At 35.0% G+C, this 18,246-nt stretch carries 12 protein-coding genes; 5 read left to right on the top strand and 7 right to left on the bottom strand.

The window, feature by feature from the left end; genetic code table 11:
• Window positions 1-34: 34 nt before the first annotated feature.
• The 5 genes from FHR29_RS05390 to FHR29_RS05370 all read right to left on the bottom strand — a co-directional run bounded on the left by FHR29_RS05390 (window position 35) and on the right by FHR29_RS05370 (window position 10,720).
• Complete coding sequence (locus FHR29_RS05390; protein WP_183912940.1) at window positions 35-1,993, bottom strand: RagB/SusD family nutrient uptake outer membrane protein; 1,959 nt, start codon at window positions 1,991-1,993, stop codon at window positions 35-37.
• A 29-nt stretch (window positions 1,994-2,022) separates the two neighbouring features.
• Window positions 2,023-5,430, bottom strand: a complete 3,408-nt coding sequence (locus tag FHR29_RS05385; RefSeq protein WP_183912938.1) for a SusC/RagA family TonB-linked outer membrane protein — start codon at window positions 5,428-5,430, stop codon at window positions 2,023-2,025.
• A 499-nt stretch (window positions 5,431-5,929) separates the two neighbouring features.
• A complete protein-coding gene (locus tag FHR29_RS05380; RefSeq protein ID WP_021188363.1) occupies window positions 5,930-6,433 on the bottom strand; it encodes a hypothetical protein in 504 nt (167 codons plus the stop codon).
• Window positions 6,434-7,371: 938 nt separating this feature from the next.
• The gene (locus FHR29_RS05375; RefSeq protein ID WP_260291902.1) at window positions 7,372-9,789 is read right to left on the bottom strand and encodes a TonB-dependent receptor; all 2,418 of its coding nucleotides are present in this window, start codon (window positions 9,787-9,789) and stop codon (window positions 7,372-7,374) included.
• Window positions 9,790-10,351: 562 nt separating this feature from the next.
• Window positions 10,352-10,720 carry a helix-turn-helix domain-containing protein gene (locus FHR29_RS05370; protein ID WP_132768348.1) on the bottom strand — a complete coding sequence of 123 codons (369 nt, stop codon included), beginning with the start codon at window positions 10,718-10,720 and terminating at the stop codon, window positions 10,352-10,354.
• A gap of 83 nt (window positions 10,721-10,803) precedes the next feature.
• Here FHR29_RS05370 and FHR29_RS05365 point away from each other — a divergent pair, with 83 nt between their 5' ends.
• Both FHR29_RS05365 and FHR29_RS05360 read left to right on the top strand, forming a co-directional pair.
• Entirely contained in the window at window positions 10,804-12,207 is a 1,404-nt protein-coding gene (locus FHR29_RS05365; protein WP_183912929.1) for an MFS transporter, read from the top strand.
• Between the two features lie 106 nt (window positions 12,208-12,313).
• Window positions 12,314-13,138: a YncE family protein gene (locus tag FHR29_RS05360; protein ID WP_183912926.1), complete on the top strand. Its 825-nt coding sequence runs from the start codon at window positions 12,314-12,316 to the stop codon at window positions 13,136-13,138.
• Between the two features lie 212 nt (window positions 13,139-13,350).
• Here the strand turns inward: FHR29_RS05360 and FHR29_RS05355 are convergent, their stop codons facing one another.
• Complete coding sequence (locus FHR29_RS05355; protein WP_183912924.1) at window positions 13,351-14,601, bottom strand: MFS transporter; 1,251 nt, start codon at window positions 14,599-14,601, stop codon at window positions 13,351-13,353.
• 69 nt (window positions 14,602-14,670) lie between these two features.
• The gene (locus tag FHR29_RS05350; protein ID WP_183912922.1) at window positions 14,671-15,615 is read right to left on the bottom strand and encodes an SGNH/GDSL hydrolase family protein; all 945 of its coding nucleotides are present in this window, start codon (window positions 15,613-15,615) and stop codon (window positions 14,671-14,673) included.
• 345 nt (window positions 15,616-15,960) lie between these two features.
• Between FHR29_RS05350 and FHR29_RS05345 the strand changes: the two genes are divergently transcribed.
• From FHR29_RS05345 to FHR29_RS05335, 3 genes are all read left to right on the top strand, one after another.
• Window positions 15,961-16,338, top strand: coding sequence for a hypothetical protein (locus FHR29_RS05345; RefSeq protein WP_132768357.1), 378 nt, complete (start codon window positions 15,961-15,963; stop codon window positions 16,336-16,338).
• Window positions 16,339-16,660: 322 nt separating this feature from the next.
• Window positions 16,661-17,230 (top strand): xanthine phosphoribosyltransferase, encoded by a 570-nt coding sequence (gene xpt, locus FHR29_RS05340; protein ID WP_132768969.1) that lies wholly within the window; start codon window positions 16,661-16,663, stop codon window positions 17,228-17,230.
• A gap of 587 nt (window positions 17,231-17,817) precedes the next feature.
• Complete coding sequence (locus tag FHR29_RS05335; protein ID WP_132768359.1) at window positions 17,818-18,201, top strand: hypothetical protein; 384 nt, start codon at window positions 17,818-17,820, stop codon at window positions 18,199-18,201.
• Window positions 18,202-18,246 lie beyond the last annotated feature (45 nt).

Genomic DNA, 18,246 nt, shown 5'->3' with positions numbered 1-18,246 from the left:
TTATTATTTAAAATTTTCAAATTAATTTATCCGATTAGTTCCATCCAGGATTTTGTCCAAGTGTTCCACCATTTACTTGATAGAGCATTATTTGTTTTAGTGGAATACCATTTAAATAATCTCTATTTTTATCAATATACAATCCGCGTCCGCCACTTAAAAAATCAGCTACCTTAAACCAAGGATTGATTCTTCCATCAGGGAAACGCGACACATTAGATCCTACTGTAAGTTTGAAGCTATTTTCATATTTTTCTACTACATAGCCATCTTTCCTAATCTGACTATACAGTGCAGGGTTATTACCTTGATCTAAGGAAAACTGTTCTGGTGTTCTGTTATAATAATCCAAATATTCTTGTAACAAAGCTCCTTTGGGCTGATATCCATTGATAACTTTTTCATACACGGCCCATCTTTTCAGATCATTGAGTCTATAACCTTCTAAAGCCAATTCTACCATTCTTTCCCTCCGAACTTCATTAACTAGAGCAGATTCGGATTTGTCGAAACCATATTCTTCATTGTAATTGGTACCTACCCCAGCATTCATTTGCATCGGTAACATTCCCACCCTTGCTCTCATTACATTAATGGTTTTGTCCAGATCTGACTGCGTAATACTTCCTAAAATCGCTTTCGCTTCAGCAAGTGCCAATAAAGATTCTTCATACCGCATCAAGATATCATCAGTCTCGCCTTTTGTGGCTTCTTGTGCAAATACAGCACCTTTAAAATTACGATACCCCGTAGATGTAAAACCTTCAGTATAGGGAGCCTGATGGGCTATAAATGGATATCTAAACGGATCGCCATCTCCGCCTCGTCCTGTTAATTTATTTTGCGGACCTCGGTCTGGTGTCCAGACCGTCTGTTTAAAACGCGGATCCAAATTATTACCCAAATCGTTTAATGAAGGTGTATAATTCTGTCCAAGCGGCTGAGGCGTGCCATCCTTTCTTAAATAAATATCAACCAGATGATTAGTTATTGAATGACCAAAATCCTTTATTTTAAAAAAGAAATTGTGACTGTAAGCTAGCTTAGAGGCATCATAGACTTTATAAAGAAAAACACCATCTATGTTACTGGCATCCTTTTGAGAAAACAATTGATTGTATGCCATCTCTTTGTCACCTGCCATCGTAAAGATACGGCTACCATGACGGTTCAATAATATATTTACAGTCGGTTCAATCAATTTCAAAAACTCTACACCATCTTGACCGGTCATAGCAAATGGTGTACCTTTTTTATTGTGATAATACTCCCAAGTTCCTTCATACAGGGCAACTCTAGCTTTTAAGTTTAATGCGGCCTCTTTATTTAATCGACCAGCCATTGCAGCTTGACCTTCACCTTTCCAGTGCAATCGATCTATAGCTGAATCGATATCACTTATTATCTGTTTAGCGACCTCGTATCGGGAAGATCTCGGTTTGTATAATTTATCCGTATCCTGTTCCGTAAGCAGTTCATTAACTATGGGTACTCCACCGAAGTTTTGCAATAAATTGAAATAGTCCCAAGCTCTAAAGAAATATCCTTCACCGATATAATGCTTTGCTGCATCTGTCTTTTCAGCATTCAAATTTGCATAATGAAGAAAGTAATTATCATTACGGAGACCAACGTAACCATTGTCCCATGTGCTGTTGACATCTGGTGCTGTAGAAGCCGTACTCCATCTATTCAAGCTTGCCGTCACCGAAGTCTGCATTATCATCACATCTGTATTTAAATCCAACCCAAGATTACTATTTCCGCCACTAACAGAACCACTCCCGCCCATCGTATTATATTGAGGTGCAAGTTTGGAATACAATCCATTAGTGTAAATCTGAAGGTCAGATGCTGTTTTGAAAAAATTAGTCGAATTGACTGATGTCAATGGATCTCTGTTTAAGAAATCTTTAGAACAAGAACCCGTCAGTACCACACATACAAACATCATCATTTTGTGGTATTTATTTAATTGTTTATGAGGTTTCATATTTATATTTTAATTTCTAAAAAATGAGATTACAAAGTCAAATTAACACCCAATGAAAAATAGCGCAATGGAGGGTACCCATTTGTACTCGCTGAGAAAAGTCCGCCAAGATTACTCAGAAGCTCAGGATCATACTTTATAAATGATTTATTATATAAAAATCCAAGATTCTCACCACTGAAATAAATATTTGCACGTTTCAATTTCACTTTAGACAAAATTGTTTGTGGAAGATCATAATCAATCGTTATATTACGTACCCTTAGATGGGCTAAGTTGAGTGTATAACGATCAGAAGCTAAGGTTCTACTGGTATTTAAAGCTGGAAAGAAAGCATCCTTATTAGTTGGTGTCCAATAACCAAGCTTGGTACTTTCTTCAAATGCTGGAGTGTAGAAATATGCAGTACCACCGCCACCTGCACTACTTCCCCATACCCAATCAGAGCTTGTAAATATTTTCCAATGCATGACCCCCTCAAGGACAGCTGAAAAATTAAAATTGTTCCAAGAGAATGAAGGAATAATCGAGTAAGATTTACGGGGATAATTAAAGCCATTTTTTATTTGATCACCCTTACTATACCAAAAACCTCCTGTTCCAGATCCAATATAACCATCACCATCTAAATCTTTATAGGTTAAATATCCAGGATAGTTATATTCTCCAGTAAGAGTTTTACCACTTAAGTCTGCAGTATTCTGAGCTATTCCATCGGCCTGATACATATAATTTTGACCAAATAGTTCCCCTACTGTCCAAACTCCGCTTCGGGCACCACTAGCATTTGCAGAATACTTGGTGACATATCCGATATAATCACTCATGTTAAACTTCACATCATATGTAAATGGTTTATTTGCCAATTGAAATTTGTCATTCCAACCAATACTCAATTCCCAACCTCTGGTTTCAGATTCCGAATTATTCAATTGTGGAGCACCGGTACCTAATACTGCTGAGACAGGATTTGCGGGTCCCATCTGATTAATAATCCTACGTTGATACCATTCATAGGTAATATTTAATCTCCTATTTAAAGTGGTTACATCCAGTCCAAGGTTGAGGACTGTTGGTTTCGCCCATGTTAGTGAAGAGCTCACTAAACCAGGAGCACTAGCTACATTCGAAAAATTACCGCCTAAAAGCGTATTTTTATTTACAGAAAATCCAAGTGTGGGTAGGTAGGTATAGTAGTTACTTGATCCCACAGAGGTCAAATCTCCTGATGTTGACCATGATACACGAGGTTTTAATTCACTAATAATGTCTTTTAAAGGCCAAAATGACTCCTTAGCCACATTCCATGCACCAGATATTGATGGGAAAAATCCCCATCGTGATTCGGGAGAGAAACGAGAACTAGCATCTTTTCTTCCTGCAAATTTGATCATGTACTTCTGTTGATAATCGTAGCTCGCAATACCGTAATATCCTAAAGTTGCCCACTCATACATATTATCACCCGCTACTGGATTATTTGCAGCGGCATTCAACGCCTCGATCACATCCTGAGCAAAAAGATCCGTTTTACTGCCGCTCAAAGACTGATAATTATTTTCTTCAGCCTGCATACCCACTTGTACTAAAACATTGTGTTTGTCTGCAAAATTCCTACTGTACTGTGCATTTAATTTAGCGAATTGATATTTCTGAAGTCCACTAGACTTAGCGATGCTACTAATATTTGCAGAGCGATTATTTTGAATTTTTGTTCCATCTGGAAGCTCTGTATATGCGACTTTATCTACTTTGGTAAATTGTGAATTATTGACCCTATAAGTATAGTCTCCGTTAATTTCAAAATATTTGAATGGCTTCAGAGTCGCTCCTCCTGTCATGACAATATCATTACGCTCATTGGTTATTGAACCACCCTCACCCATTATTCCAGCAGCACCTAATATCCATGAATAAGCATTACCAGACGGCACTTTTAGAGGAGTTGCAAAATATTGCATCATGCTACCAAAAATATCGCCATAATTAGCTATTGAGCTACCCGAACCAGCATCTGTTGCAGAGCCCGCTCTGTAATTTGGACCTTTACTTTGTTGCAAAACATAGCTTACATCAGTCCTCAAATCCAACCAATCAGCCGCTTTATAATTCAACTTTGACTGCAGGTTATATCGTTTATTATCATTAAGATCTCCCTTAAATAATCCTTTAGTTCCATTGTAACCAAAACTGGAGAAATACTGTGCACGGTCTGTTCCGCCACTTAAATTTACATTGTGCTGACTACTAACCGCCGATTTGTTTAAATAAGCATCATAAAGCTTTGTGGTAGCAAAAGACTGTTCTCTTGTCCAGTTCTTAAAACCAGCATTTGTTGTTGGAAACTGACCGTTTTCAATGTACAATTGTGCCTTATCTCCAAACTGTGCCCGCAATTCATCGAAAGAGGGGTCATTCCAGTCTTTCCGAAGCCATGCTTCCATTCTTTGAATCGTAATAGCATCAACACCATCTGTTCCTGTTCCATCAGGCCAACCGTTCTTTTGCGCCATATTGATATATCTGGCCCAATCAGGAGAATTTGGTTGGGTTGGAAAAGTTACTCGTTTACCGATCTTCACATTTCCGGAATAAGTAATGGACATCTTTCCAGATTTACCACTCTTTGTGGTAATTAAAATAATCCCATAGGGAGCACGAGATCCGTAAATTGCTGTTGAAGCACCGTCCTTTAATATGGAAATACTTTCAACATCATTCGGATTAACATCCTGAATTGGTCTTTCTACTCCGTCAATTAACACGAGAGGTGAAGCAGATCCATTGATAGCGGTAAATCCCCTGATATTTAATGTTGGATTGCTTTCTGGAGCGCCGCTCGGCATTCTGATGTTCAACCCTGGAGAAAGACCGATTAAGCCATCAGCAACATTACGAATTGGACGGTTTGCTAATTTTTCACCACTTACAGTAGCTACCGCATCTGTTAAACTGCTTTTCTTTACTTTCCCATAAGCTGTAATCACTACTTCATCCATTTCGAATAGGTTTTTAGCAATCACCATCGTAATATTGGATAAGTCTTTAGCGGTTATCTCTTTTGTTGTGTAACCCACCCCTGTGATAACGATAATAGCACTGCTGTTACTCACCTTAAATTGAAAATTACCCTTTACATCGGTCCTGGTACTATTCTTCGTACCTTTTTCAGTTAGGTTGATTCCTTCGATCGGATTTCCTTGCTCATCTTTTAAAGTACCTTTCACATTAAAATTTTGTAATGGGCGGCGGGTCTTTGATGATAGATGTTTATTGATAGGCGATAACAAGTTATTCTGATCAATAGCAGTGATGGCAAATGCATTATTTTTTGAAAAGATGAGGGCTAGAGATAGCACACTCGACACTATTGACACTCGAACAATAGGGGCAATAAACTTCCCTTCCCATTTGTTTACGAGAGAAATATTTTTCATATTTGAAAAAATAAGGTTAATTAAAAAACTCGAACTCTTTTGATTCCTTTAAAAGGAGATGTTGTCGCATCTCCTTTATCATTATATATATTTATCTACCCATAAGCTGTTTATTTATATTAGATTTAATGTGGTTAATACTTTTTATTAGAAAGATGATTTAACAATAATACTCAATTTGTTTAAAGTTTACAAATATTAAATTTAAAACGCAAAATATCAACAAATATATCAATTGTGTTTAGCTATTGTAAAGTACTAAGGTTAAGAAATTGTTATCTTTTCTTTATAAAATGTACATATCCTGTCGCGAATAAAGCAGTGTTAACGTGAATTCTTTTTAATGATTCATTCATTCACTTATATATTTTTTTGAATTCCCCCGCTAATTCCCACATTTTAAATATTACAGGAATTTTAAAGCTAAAAAAGCCCCCAAAAAAAAATTTCGAAAATCACTTTCCGAAATTTTTCAATAAATAGATTTATTACAAATTGATCAATTAATGTCTAAAGTCTGATATGCTTTTGCAAGATTGACTAGTTCTGGTAAAGCTCGGAAAGTAAAATAAGCGATATCATCATCTTGTCTTTCCCGAAGAAGTTTGGTATAAGCATTTACACTTGCATTAATATGTTCCAAAAATAACTTGTTCCACTTACTTTCGGACTCATCACTGTAATATAAAAAAGATTTCTCTCCTGCTTTCCAGATCTGCTCAAACTGATTTTGATCTAGATCAATGGTTTTACCCTTGATAATGTCGACCAATATCGGTTGTGTATTTTTATAATAATTTCTGATCTGTTTGCATAATACAAGTATATCCTTATTCTTACTGTGTTTTTCCATCAACTGTGTCATCACCAGCCCCTCAGTTCTCATAAAAACAATGTCCCTCAGTATATGCTCATCTTTATAATCCTGCGAAATAACAGCCGAACTTTGAAAAAGTAAAAATATAGTTATGATAATTGAGTATGTTTTTGAATGTGCTTGCATACGATTTGAATTAATGATAAATATTGGGTTGTCACTATTTTACTATAATGGAAGCAATAAATGTGCTTTCTTTTGACAATTATCATTAAAACAGGTATTTATAATAATAAATAAAGAGTTTACCACCTTTAAATGTATTTTTACTTAGAAAATTTTTTAAAGTCCAATGTACAAGTCTACTACACGACATCGAGACCAAGCTACAATTCTATTATCTTCCCATATTTTCATCATTATATGTAATTATCATAGATTTAATAATTTCTATAAAATTCATGAACATAAATCCATTAATAAACGAATACTAAAATATATAGCAACGACATTGCGGTTAAAAAAGACAAATTCACACCTTAATATTATACTAATTATTTTAGTTTTATTTCATTTTTCAAATTAATTTTAGAAGGATTTTTGCACTCAAAAATTGAACTAATTTATTTAGTATCCGGAATCTCATTTTCTCTAATAAATGAGATTAAAAAGAGAAATTAAAATAGCTAACATTTTTAGTTTAATTGATGAACTAACTTATTTTCAATAAGATATAATCACAAATACTTGTGTTTCATTTTTAAGTCATGTTATTAAAAGCACTATGAATCCCTTTAAAATCCATATTTAAAATATGTATAATAAGAAGATTTGCCAATGTTATTGTGAACAAAAAAATATGTGGTCGAAAGACAAGTTCATCCATTTAATTTAGATACTTTGCCAGTACTTCACCTATCACCATCTACTCCGCTATAAAAATACTTTACCCTCTGATGCAAGTAAATTCCATTTGAAAAATTTAAAGTCCTTTTTTTCAACCTCAACACAGGTCACAGGAAAGCTTATAATTATATTTTCGATGTTTTTGTCGTAAACATAACTAGTAGCGTCAGAGAGTTTAAAACAATATAATATCGTAATCAAAAAAAATCCAACCTAGACTATAACTGTATTTTGATACCTAATGAAATATTACGCCCAGGAAGCGGCGCGAGGTATTTCAACAATGAGTTTTGAGGGCGTGCTTCTACATTTAGCAAATTATGACCCGATAAGTAATATGTCAAAACATACTCCCTAATTTTAAAAGAATAACCAACTTGTGCGGCGAGTAATGAATAAGATGGCATCGCTGGCTCAAGATTTATATTTTTCCCAAGGTAGCGTTGCTTTAAATAATGATCAAAAGTTGTATTCCAGTAAAAACTGTTCAAAGTCATCGTCGTAGATACGCCATATCTACTTGTTGGCAAATTAGGCATATAGTCGCCCTCCGCCCAAGTACGCATTTTATCATCAGCAGTATTTTTATTTTTGACAAGATCTGCAAAAGTATTTAACTCAAAACTATGTTTATCTTTCCATTTAAAATTATAGGAAGCTTCCAATTCCCATCCTTTGATTTCTGTATCAGAAGCACGCCACTCTTTCACCAGAAAACCGCCAGAACGAGATATACCGGTGTGACCGAGGTAAATATAATTATCATAATTGCTACTGAAGTATGTTGCTGCCAGATGGAATCCACCTAAATTTAATCCCGTACCAAGCTCATAAGATCTTGCCGTTTCTTTACTCAAACGATCATCTCCATTTTCCTCTACCAAAATTGCAAAATGGTCATTTCCCGCATACAGTTCGTTGACCTCTGGAGCACGCTCAGCATGAGAATATGACGCCTGAACATAAGCAATATTTAATAGATGATAACGAATATCACCAGAAAACTGATTCAGATCAAAATCTCTTGGTGTCAATTTTCCACCGGCCATGCCTCTACTGGGTGTGTAACTGTTATCAGAAAGAACACGTCTAGCCACCCAGTCATGACGATAACCGTAATTGACTGTAAATAAATTATGTTCATATTTCTGCAATACAAAAGCTCCCAATTCTCTACTTAGATTGTTGGGAAGATATTTCTGTTCCCCTACCCCATCCATCCGTATAGATGAAAAATCTAAACCACTTATAGCTGTCCAATCTTTACTGAACTGATGAAGTAGTTCTGATCTTGTCGTATGTCTACGTGTATTAAATTTGTTCACCTGATAAATACCGACAAGTTCACGATCATCAGCAAATTGCATCGAATAATTAAATTTTATTTCCGTTATTTGTGAAAAAGATGGTTTAATAGCGCTTTCCATTGATAGGATATGTGACCAAGCACGGGTATTGACGGGTTCATATATTGGAGCTGGCAAAACAACATCATGACTATGTTTTGGTTTTGCCGCTTGTGCAAATCCTGGCACACCATAATAACCTTCTAGAGCCCGGTAACCAATTCCCACGCTGTAGTTTTCTTTAATAAAGCTACTCCCAATATTAACCGAGCGGCTTTCAGCATGACTATTAGGCATAATACCACGAGTAACCGGAACATAATCTGTTATACCGTGAACAACTTGTGTGTAAAGGGCTGTTGCTGGGTCCTGTCCAGCAATGTATTGGTCATTAGTAGGATTAGGAACCTGCTTACCACCAATAAACGAGTATTGCTGAAAAGTATAAAGATCGGCCTCGGACAATCCCCAATCGGGGTCATTCATATGGTTTTTTACAAATTGACTTATATACGGATATAAGGATAGGTTGCGGATAGTTTCCCTATCTACGTGTACCTGTGCCATTGTTTCTGTCAAGTGATCGATAGTCGGGTCGTACGCAATAGGAGCTTTTGTATTTGCGGGAATCTTCAGGTTTTTATGACTCTGATTCATTCCTCCTATATTCCAAACCCAATGTTTCCCAAGATTACCGGCAATTTGTAAGGCCTGGCGATTACCACTATTAGTTCCAATTTCAACAATTGCTCTTCCTGACGATTTTTTTGAAAGTAATGACTGTGGAACGGTATTATCCTTCATATCAACAGCTCCACCTATTGCCTTGCCACCATATCGTACACTTGCAGAACCTTTATAAATATCAATACCACTTAAATTATCCATATCCAGATTGACATTCAAATTAGGACTCATCCCAGAAAGGTCATGCATGGAAATTCCATTGCTAAGTATTTTTACTCTATTACCGCTTAAGCTCCGAATCATAACGCTTCCAGAATTTGGTCCAAAAGAAGCATTTTGCACACCAGAAATATGACTGAGACTCGCACTCAAAGTTTGTGTCTGGATCTGATCTAGCTTTTGTCTATTAATTTCTACACGACGAATATTGTTTGTTTTTATGCCTATAACCTGTGCACTTGGAAGTTTTATATTTTTCAAAGTGTCAAGAGGAGTCTTAATTTGTCCCGAACTTTCCGCACAGAATAGTAAAAATGCGATGAAAAGAGGATAAGCAATAGTATTATTTGAGGTCATCATACCTTGTTTTACATATATTTTCATGCAAAGGTATAAAACAATACTGTTAATGCAACATAATTGCATTAACAGTGAGCGATAATTATTTTCTCTTTTAGTTAGTAATACAGTTGGAGATTTTAAAAAAAAGTGAGAACATGCTTATAAACCTGCTCCTACTTTACTAAAAGACAGTTTTTAAATTGCTTCAACAAAATTTAAAATTATATTTATTCCTCAGATTAAATTTTCTATGGTACTTATTATCCCGATCCAAATCATACTGTCATACAGAACCTTCTATTTATCAGATTTTCAGCGACACCTCAGCTATATCTAGAAAAGTATAAGGCAGGCTTTTCATTAGTATCTACTGTAAAAAACTGAATTCCTTATAAAAATAGCAGAGGCATATTTTCAATCAACGTCAATACAGGTATTGTGACTGTACTAAAATTGAAACATTGGAAGCTATAACTTAACAGATTTTAATTAAAATCCTTAAAATTATCGATATGAAGTTTACTACTGACCTCACTATGGTGATAGCCACAGAATCATAAAAGGTTACGCAAGCTCGCATTTTAATCAACGATAGATTACCTGCTTATCTCATTTTATAGGCTTCCCACCATTCATCCAACATGTCGATAACCGGCAGAATCGTTTTCCCCATTTCACTCAATTTGTATTCGACTCGTGGCGGTGATTCGAGATAAACTTGTCTACAGATGATACCATCGCGTTCAAGCTCACGTAACTGCAACGTTAATGTTGTCTGGGCCATATCTTCCATGTCTCTTCGTAACTCGCCGAAACGCTTTGGGCATTGCTGTGCGATGGTTTTAATTAGCAATACCTTCCATTTTCCACCTATAATTTTAAAAATTCCGTTGACATCGCAACAACTTTCCGAATTTTTGATTTTTTTTTCTTCCATAAGCCACTTATACTGAGCATTAGTGCATAAAACCATACTAAGTATGCATCTTATAACTACTTGATATCGCTAATTATCACGCTTAAATTTGATCGATAAAATTACTAAAAACAATTGATATGCGTTTCCAAATTACCGATTTACTCAAAGTTTCCGTGCTCTCTGCCGGCATATTTCTATTTGTGGTCGATCTCTTCATTATTAATGTATCTTTACCAACCATGCAGAAATCGCTGCAACTCAGTACCAGCGATACTCAGTGGATCATTATTCTTTATGTCATTGGATATGCCAGTCTGCTCATCAGTTCCGGGAATGCGGGTAATTATTATGGCAGAAAAAAGATGTACCTCATCGGCATGCTGGGATTCACGATTTCGTCATTTATATGTGGCTTTTCTAATCATATCATTATTTTACTGCTTGGCCGATTTTTACAGGGCGTAAGTTCTGGTATTATGGTCCCACAGGGAATTGCGTTGGTTACTTCACTCTTTAAACAAAAAGAGAAACGCACTCTAGCACTTGGTATTTATGGAAGTATAGCTGGTATAGCATCCGTACTCGGGCAATTGTTAGGCGGTATCCTGCCCGATCAGTCCTGGATGAGTGACAGTTGGAGGTTGATTTTTTTAGTAAATATTCCTGTAGGCATATTGGCCCTACTGTTAGTTTATATCATAATTCCTTCTATTAAACCTGATGTTAAAGCAAAAGTTAGTGACACGCCCATCATCCAACTGTTTGTTTTATTGATTGGATTAATCTGTCCCCTTATTCTGGGGCCTGAGTTACACTGGCCTGTATGGACCATAGTGCTACTTATTGTCTCAATCTTTCTCTTAGTTACATTTCTGCAGCACCAAAAAAAACGAGAACAGTATGGACTTTCATCTCTTATCAATTTCTCATTATTCAAAAACAAAACCTTCAATATAGGTCTAGGGGCCGCATTTAGCTATTATATGGTACAGGATGCTTATTTCATTATCAATTCTAACTATTTGCAAGTTTACAAAAACTTTACACCTACCATGACGGGTATCGCATTTGTATATCAAGGCATCGGATACGTCCTAGCGAGTATTATTGTAAGCAAACATGTTCAAAAAAATGGAAAATCAGTTATTTTATTTGGATTAGCAATCATGGTTGTAGGTTTAATAGCGCATTTGTATATTTATAATCAACCTACAATAACCATCCATCAGATACATATCTTATTTTTCTTTTACGGCTTAGGTTGCGGTACTGTACTACCTTCACTTATGACGATGGCATTGAAGGATATTAGGACTGATTTAATCGGTACTGCATCCGGCATTTACCTCACCATTCAGCAGATTTCTATCTGTATGGGTATTGCATTAGTAGTGGGTATTTACTTTCACAATCAAAATACAACACTTTTAGGTATAGAAAACTTAAGTCATGCTTACAGCATAGCAACTCTCACTTCGATTACCTTATTAACATTTGTGATTTTTTTTATCTCGTTCTTACCATACAGAAAACAAAAATAATGAAGGGAAAAAAACCTCGATCACTAATCTGCTTAAAATAAGACTTCGTAATTTACAATTTTTTATTTATTTTAAACATTTAAACCATTTTGAAACAAAACTAATTATGAAAAAATCACTCAATCTAGCACTAGCTTTACTATTAGGGTTCTCTGCCAATGCCCAACACAAACTTGATAAAATATGGGAAACAGATAGCATCATCAATCTACCTGAGTCTGTGCTACCCGATACGGAATCCGGAATTTTATATGTGTCAATCATGGGAAACAGTGCTGATGAGAAAGATGGAATCGGCGGTATCGGCAAATTGGACATGAACGGAAAAGTGATGAACCTAGAGTGGATTAGCGGACTTCATGCACCAAAAGGTTTAGCTAAGCACGGTAATACACTTTATGCTGCAGATATAACTGATGTTGTAGTTATCGACATACCTTCTAGTAAAATACTTCTTAAAATTCCAATTTCCGAATCCGTATTTTTAAACGATATTACGGTAAGTGACAAAGGTGTAGTTTATGTTTCAGATACACGAACAAAAAAAATTCATCAGATCATCAATAATAAACCAAGTATTTATCTTGAAAATATTAATGGAGTCAATGGATTAAAGGCGATTGGTAAAGATCTTTATATCGCCGGTGGTGATAAACAATTACTTAAAGCTAATGAAAAGAAAGAAATCACAGCTTTAGCAGAACTACCTTGTGGAGGAGATGGTATTGAGCCAGTCGGCAATGGAGATTTCGTATATTCCTGTTGGGGTGGCTACATTTATTATGTATATGCTAATGGCAAATCAGAATTACTTTTAGATAGCACAACAGAAAAGAAAAATACAGCAGATATCGGTTATGATCCTATCAAGAAGATCGTTTATGTACCTACGTTTTTCAAAAAGAGCGTTGCTGCTTATCAACTAAAATAACATATTTTATTACACCTTTTTTAATAATACTATAGTTGTTTGCAACTACTTTAAACAACTATAGTTTGTTTTTTTTGATCCATAAAATAATTTTGCCTAGATAAAGTATATGAAAAATACATCTGATTAAGGATCTATCGTCGATTTAAGTGCTTTATAAAAAAATACGCTATAAGTGTACAAGCTGCACTAGACATGTTAAGTTTTAAAATTTATAACGATGACTTCGTGACTTTTCTTTGTCCAGTTTCGTTAAGAAAAAACGTTAAGATAATAGCTAGTATTATACCCCCTATCCAGAATAATCCTGTCGATTGAAAATGAGATGATTTGTTTATTCCTAAAGACAGCGTTTGTCCGAAAAACTTACTAAATATAGGATTTAATAGCGTAGTTACACCAAAAGTTATAAAGTTCATCGCTCCGGTAGCGCTACCTTTAACCTCATCTGGGTTAGACTCTTTAATAACTGCATAAGGAATCATTGCAGCTCCTGAAGCAACACCAAATATAAAATTAGTAGTATATACAGATATCAGATCTGGAAAAAAAAGAATCTGGCCAATTGCTAAAATCATAACCACAGCACCAACTAAAAGAACTGGCTTGCGCGCACCAATTTTATCCGTTATATAACCCAATAGCGGGCAACCTAGTACCCATCCCATAGGAATCATGGCACTTGCAATTGTTGCAGCATGAAAACTAAAATCTTTATCCTCCTGAAAAAAAGCCACACCCCAGGTCATGGCAAATATCGTTGTAGGAGCAAACAATAACCCGGATATCAAACCACATAACCAGGACTGGGGATTAGAAAAAACAACCTTATAGGGCCATAAAATACCTTTTGAATCTATGGTTTTCACAGGTGCATTTTTATCTTCATTTTTCGGTATAATAAGTAACAGGCCGAAAGCCACTACGATAGTGATCAAACCAACTCCTAACCAAAAATCGCTCGTTTGTAGTCCTTTTTCAACCCACGGTCCAACAACAAACTGTCCAGCAGAACCTGCAAGCATACCTACACATTGTGTAAATCCTATGGCAGTAGCTAGCGACTTCGCAGAAAATCCTTTTGAAGCAAGGTACACACATCCCGGAAAGGCAAATGCACAGCCTGCGCCTTGTAATAATCTGCCGGCATTACCAGCAAAAGAACTGGAGAGTACAAAAAGCAGGCAACCAAGACCTAAAATCAATGTACCTGTAAACAAAGAATATTTAGCCCCAAATTTATCAAGAGCAAGACCCGCCAATAAACTAACGATAGAATAGGTGTAATAATAGGTGCCTATAATACTAATAAGATTAACCGATGTTACGTTAAATTGTTCAGCCAATTGGGGTAACATGACTGCAGGAGATGAACGGATAACATAATCTAAAAAATAGAATAAAAGTCCAAATATCCATGCAATAACATATAATCTGGTTGATGATACTTTTTTTAGTCCCATATTACTTCTTTTATCTATATAAAGATAAGAAATTTTAAACCACCGAATTCTCCTAATTATATTAAATAATTAATCATGTTTAATCAATAATGAAATTTGTTTTTCTAAATGCTTATTTTGCTGATTAGCCTGTTCCATGGTCAAGCCAGAGGGAATGCCAGGTCTTTTATGCTTAGTATAGCGTAGCAAGGCTAGTTTCATTAGTTCTTGGTTCTTAAGAACAGCCTCATACAACTTGGGTAAATAAGTATGCTTAGCAACGTACTCATCCCACTTGATCACTTGCGGAAATGTAGGATTAAGATAGGAAATAATTGACCTGGCCATTAACCAGTGTCCCTCCTGCTCTGGATGTATACCATCCGGAGCCAGCTTATACGTGGGATCAATCCGTCTTCTGGATTCTAAGTATTTTTTCATGGGAAAATGAAGATCTATAACTTCCCAATTTTTATTCTTCCGCTGTTCTAATAGCCAAGTTGAATATCGATCCAATACTTGATTATATCCGTCAAGACCAAGATCTGGATCATCATGAACGGGCGGTGTAATCAATATAATCCGTTTTACACCACTTTTAAGCGCCTCCGTATATAATTTTTCTATACCGTCCTGATAAGCTTTGAAACGCACACTGTCAAAAGGGAGATAAATGCCGTCATTCATTCCGTAACATGCAAAAACAACATCAGGTTTGATCTTCTGCAATATACTTTCCAACCGATCGAATAAACAAGGTCTTGCAAACTCACCGTTCGCATGATTGTCCTCACTAAGCCCAGAAACAGTCTCACTTGGAAGCCCAAGGTTAATTATTGCAGTACCTTTTATAAAATGACTACTTAGAAGAACACTTTCTATCATCGCGACATATCGACCATCATAAGTTATGCTATTTCCAAGAAATAAAATCTTTTCGGCTCGATTCAAATGCAACAGAGAATTAGATTTTTGTTGCGCAACTAAAATCGAACAAAAAAAACTAACAATTATTAAAAGAGAATAATTTTTCATAAGTGGTATATTTATCAGGGAACTTTGTAAGTTAAAAATTTTTGCTATTTTCAAATTAAAATTATGATGTTTAAATAATTTAAAGAATATGATCTGATAATTCTATGTCCAGAGACTAAATATAATATATTGGCTGGTAATTAATAGATTATTTTTATTAAAATCCTCCAATTTTTGAAGTTAAAAAAACAATAGTAATCACCATTTAGTACTTTTAAAAAGTTTGATGGAATTAACCAAATGAGCTTTTGCTCTTAAAAATTTCCTCGGTTTAGACCAGGACTTAAAACAGAAAAATTTAATGTTGATTTTGCGATTGTCAAATCGCATATTTAACTTACTATTATGAACAAGGAAATTCAGGATTATATTATTACCTACTATCTGGATCTGATGTCGCCCGAAGAGAAGCTTGCATATAAACATGCTCATTCCACGCTAAAACTAGATGGCAGTGAAAATTTAGAGAAAATGCAACGAATATACCTGAAGACCGGATGGCTTACAAAGGATCAAACCGTATTGAGTCTTCTTAACAATGGTTTAGAAAAATTCAATGAAAATACGGCAACCCGCATATTGCGAGACCACCACCTGGATATCGTTTTCAATTATTGTCCAAAATGCCACAAGCTAGCCCGGACACCAACAGCAAAGCAATGCCGTTTTTGTTTTCACGACTGGCATAAAGAAAATAACAATATAACTGACTGTGATTTGTAACTAAACACGTAGATTAAGATGCTTTGCAAAAAAGCACCGCTACATTTGAAGCATTCTTGAAACAACATGAAATCCCAATATTTCAGATATCTCCACTGAGACTAATAATTAATTTCCAGCTATTTTTATAAAAGGATATATGCATTATTAAATTTTAATGCAATTAAAGAAGATGAAATATTACTTATAGCAATTCTAAAAATAAGTTCTATTCAAATAGTATCTGTAAACAAGAGAGCTAAAACAGAAAACAAAGATGAATCTAAAAGTGGCTTTGTTTTCATTTTGTTCAACTATCTTTGCTTTGCATTATTATTTTAACATGAAATTACTAAAAGACCGAATTTTAAAGGATGGTAAAAGCTTTGAAGGCGGAATATTAAAAGTTGATAGTTTTATAAACCATCAGATGGACCCTATTCTTATGAAATCTATAGGTGTAGAGTTTGTCCGTCGCTTTGGGCATCTACCAATTAATAAAATCATAACGATTGAAGCAAGTGGCATTGCTCCTGCAATAATGCTTGGATACTTATTAGAACTTCCCGTGGTATTTGTCAAAAAAGCTGTTCCGAAAACAATGAATAATATGTTAACGGCCTCGGTTTATTCTTACACCAAAGATAAAACATATGATATATGTGTAAGTACTGACTTCTTAACTAAAACTGACCAGGTAGTTTTTATCGACGATTTTTTAGCCAACGGAAATGCTTCTATTGGAGTTTATGAACTGGTAAAGAAAGCTGGAGCCACCATGCTGGGTATGGGATTTATTATTGAAAAATCTTTTCAAAAGGGAAATGAGCGCCTACAGGAATTAAATATTCAAATAGAATCTCTCGCACGTATTAAAACATTAGGTGATAATCTTATCGAGTTTGAAGACTAAAAATTACCTCATTCTAATTTCATCTTCTGGCATAACGCTATAGCATCCAGCTATGGGGATCAACATTCATCATTAGTATTAAGAGGCTTTAGTTTTAACACTATCGCCTCATTTTTAAGCTTGTGAAAATCATTTTAGTCCTTCTTCTCATGAAGCGGAAAGCCACTACATCTTTGTTTTAAACAAACAAAAGTATTTCTAGTCATACTTAATATTAAAATCCTAAATTGTTTATATGATACTTTCAAATCTGATCATATGTATACTTTTATTCAATATTTTACATTTCTGTAAATCAATATCAAAATAAATTATACAAACCGGTTTTGATATCTACTAATTCTAGTCTATTAATAATTTACAAATAAATACGTCTTTTTAAATGAAACAAAATCCCCTTCAAAATTGTTGATAAGACGTAAACTCCTATAATCTGCATTTTTATTAAATGGCTTATATGATGATGATTACAGATGGCTAAAGAGCGATTTATGCTGAAAGATAAGAGATCTGTATAATAATTATGAAGTAATTTGTCATGAAATCAGGTTATAATAGATCGTAACCAGTAATTAAACGATATGAATATGATAGAAAAAACAAAAATTGGTATCTGGATGGACCATTCATTTGCCAACTTGATGGATTATTCAATAAATCCTATGCAGACTAAAACTATTGAATGCAACTTTACCCATGAGGATAAGGAAGAGGCACTAAAACGTAGTGAAAGTGTCATGCATAATAAAAAACAGAATGAGCTATCCGAATATTATAAAGAAATAGCTAAAATAATCAAACAGTATGATGAAGTACTCATTTTTGGTCCAACTGATGCAAAGATTGAGCTATACAATACTATTAAAGATGATCTAGCATATGCTAAAATTAAAATCGGAATAAAACCTGCTGATAAAATGACCGAAAATCAGCAATACGCTTTTGTTCGAACATATTTCACCTCTAATTAATATTGAACGGATTCTTAAAACATCTGAGGGGAGACAAAACTTGAT

The sequence above is a fragment of the Sphingobacterium sp. JUb56 genome, from assembly GCF_014191365.1.
Classification (GTDB): Bacteria; Bacteroidota; Bacteroidia; order Sphingobacteriales; family Sphingobacteriaceae; genus Sphingobacterium; species Sphingobacterium anhuiense.
This window is presented reverse-complemented; position numbering and strand designations above follow the sequence as displayed.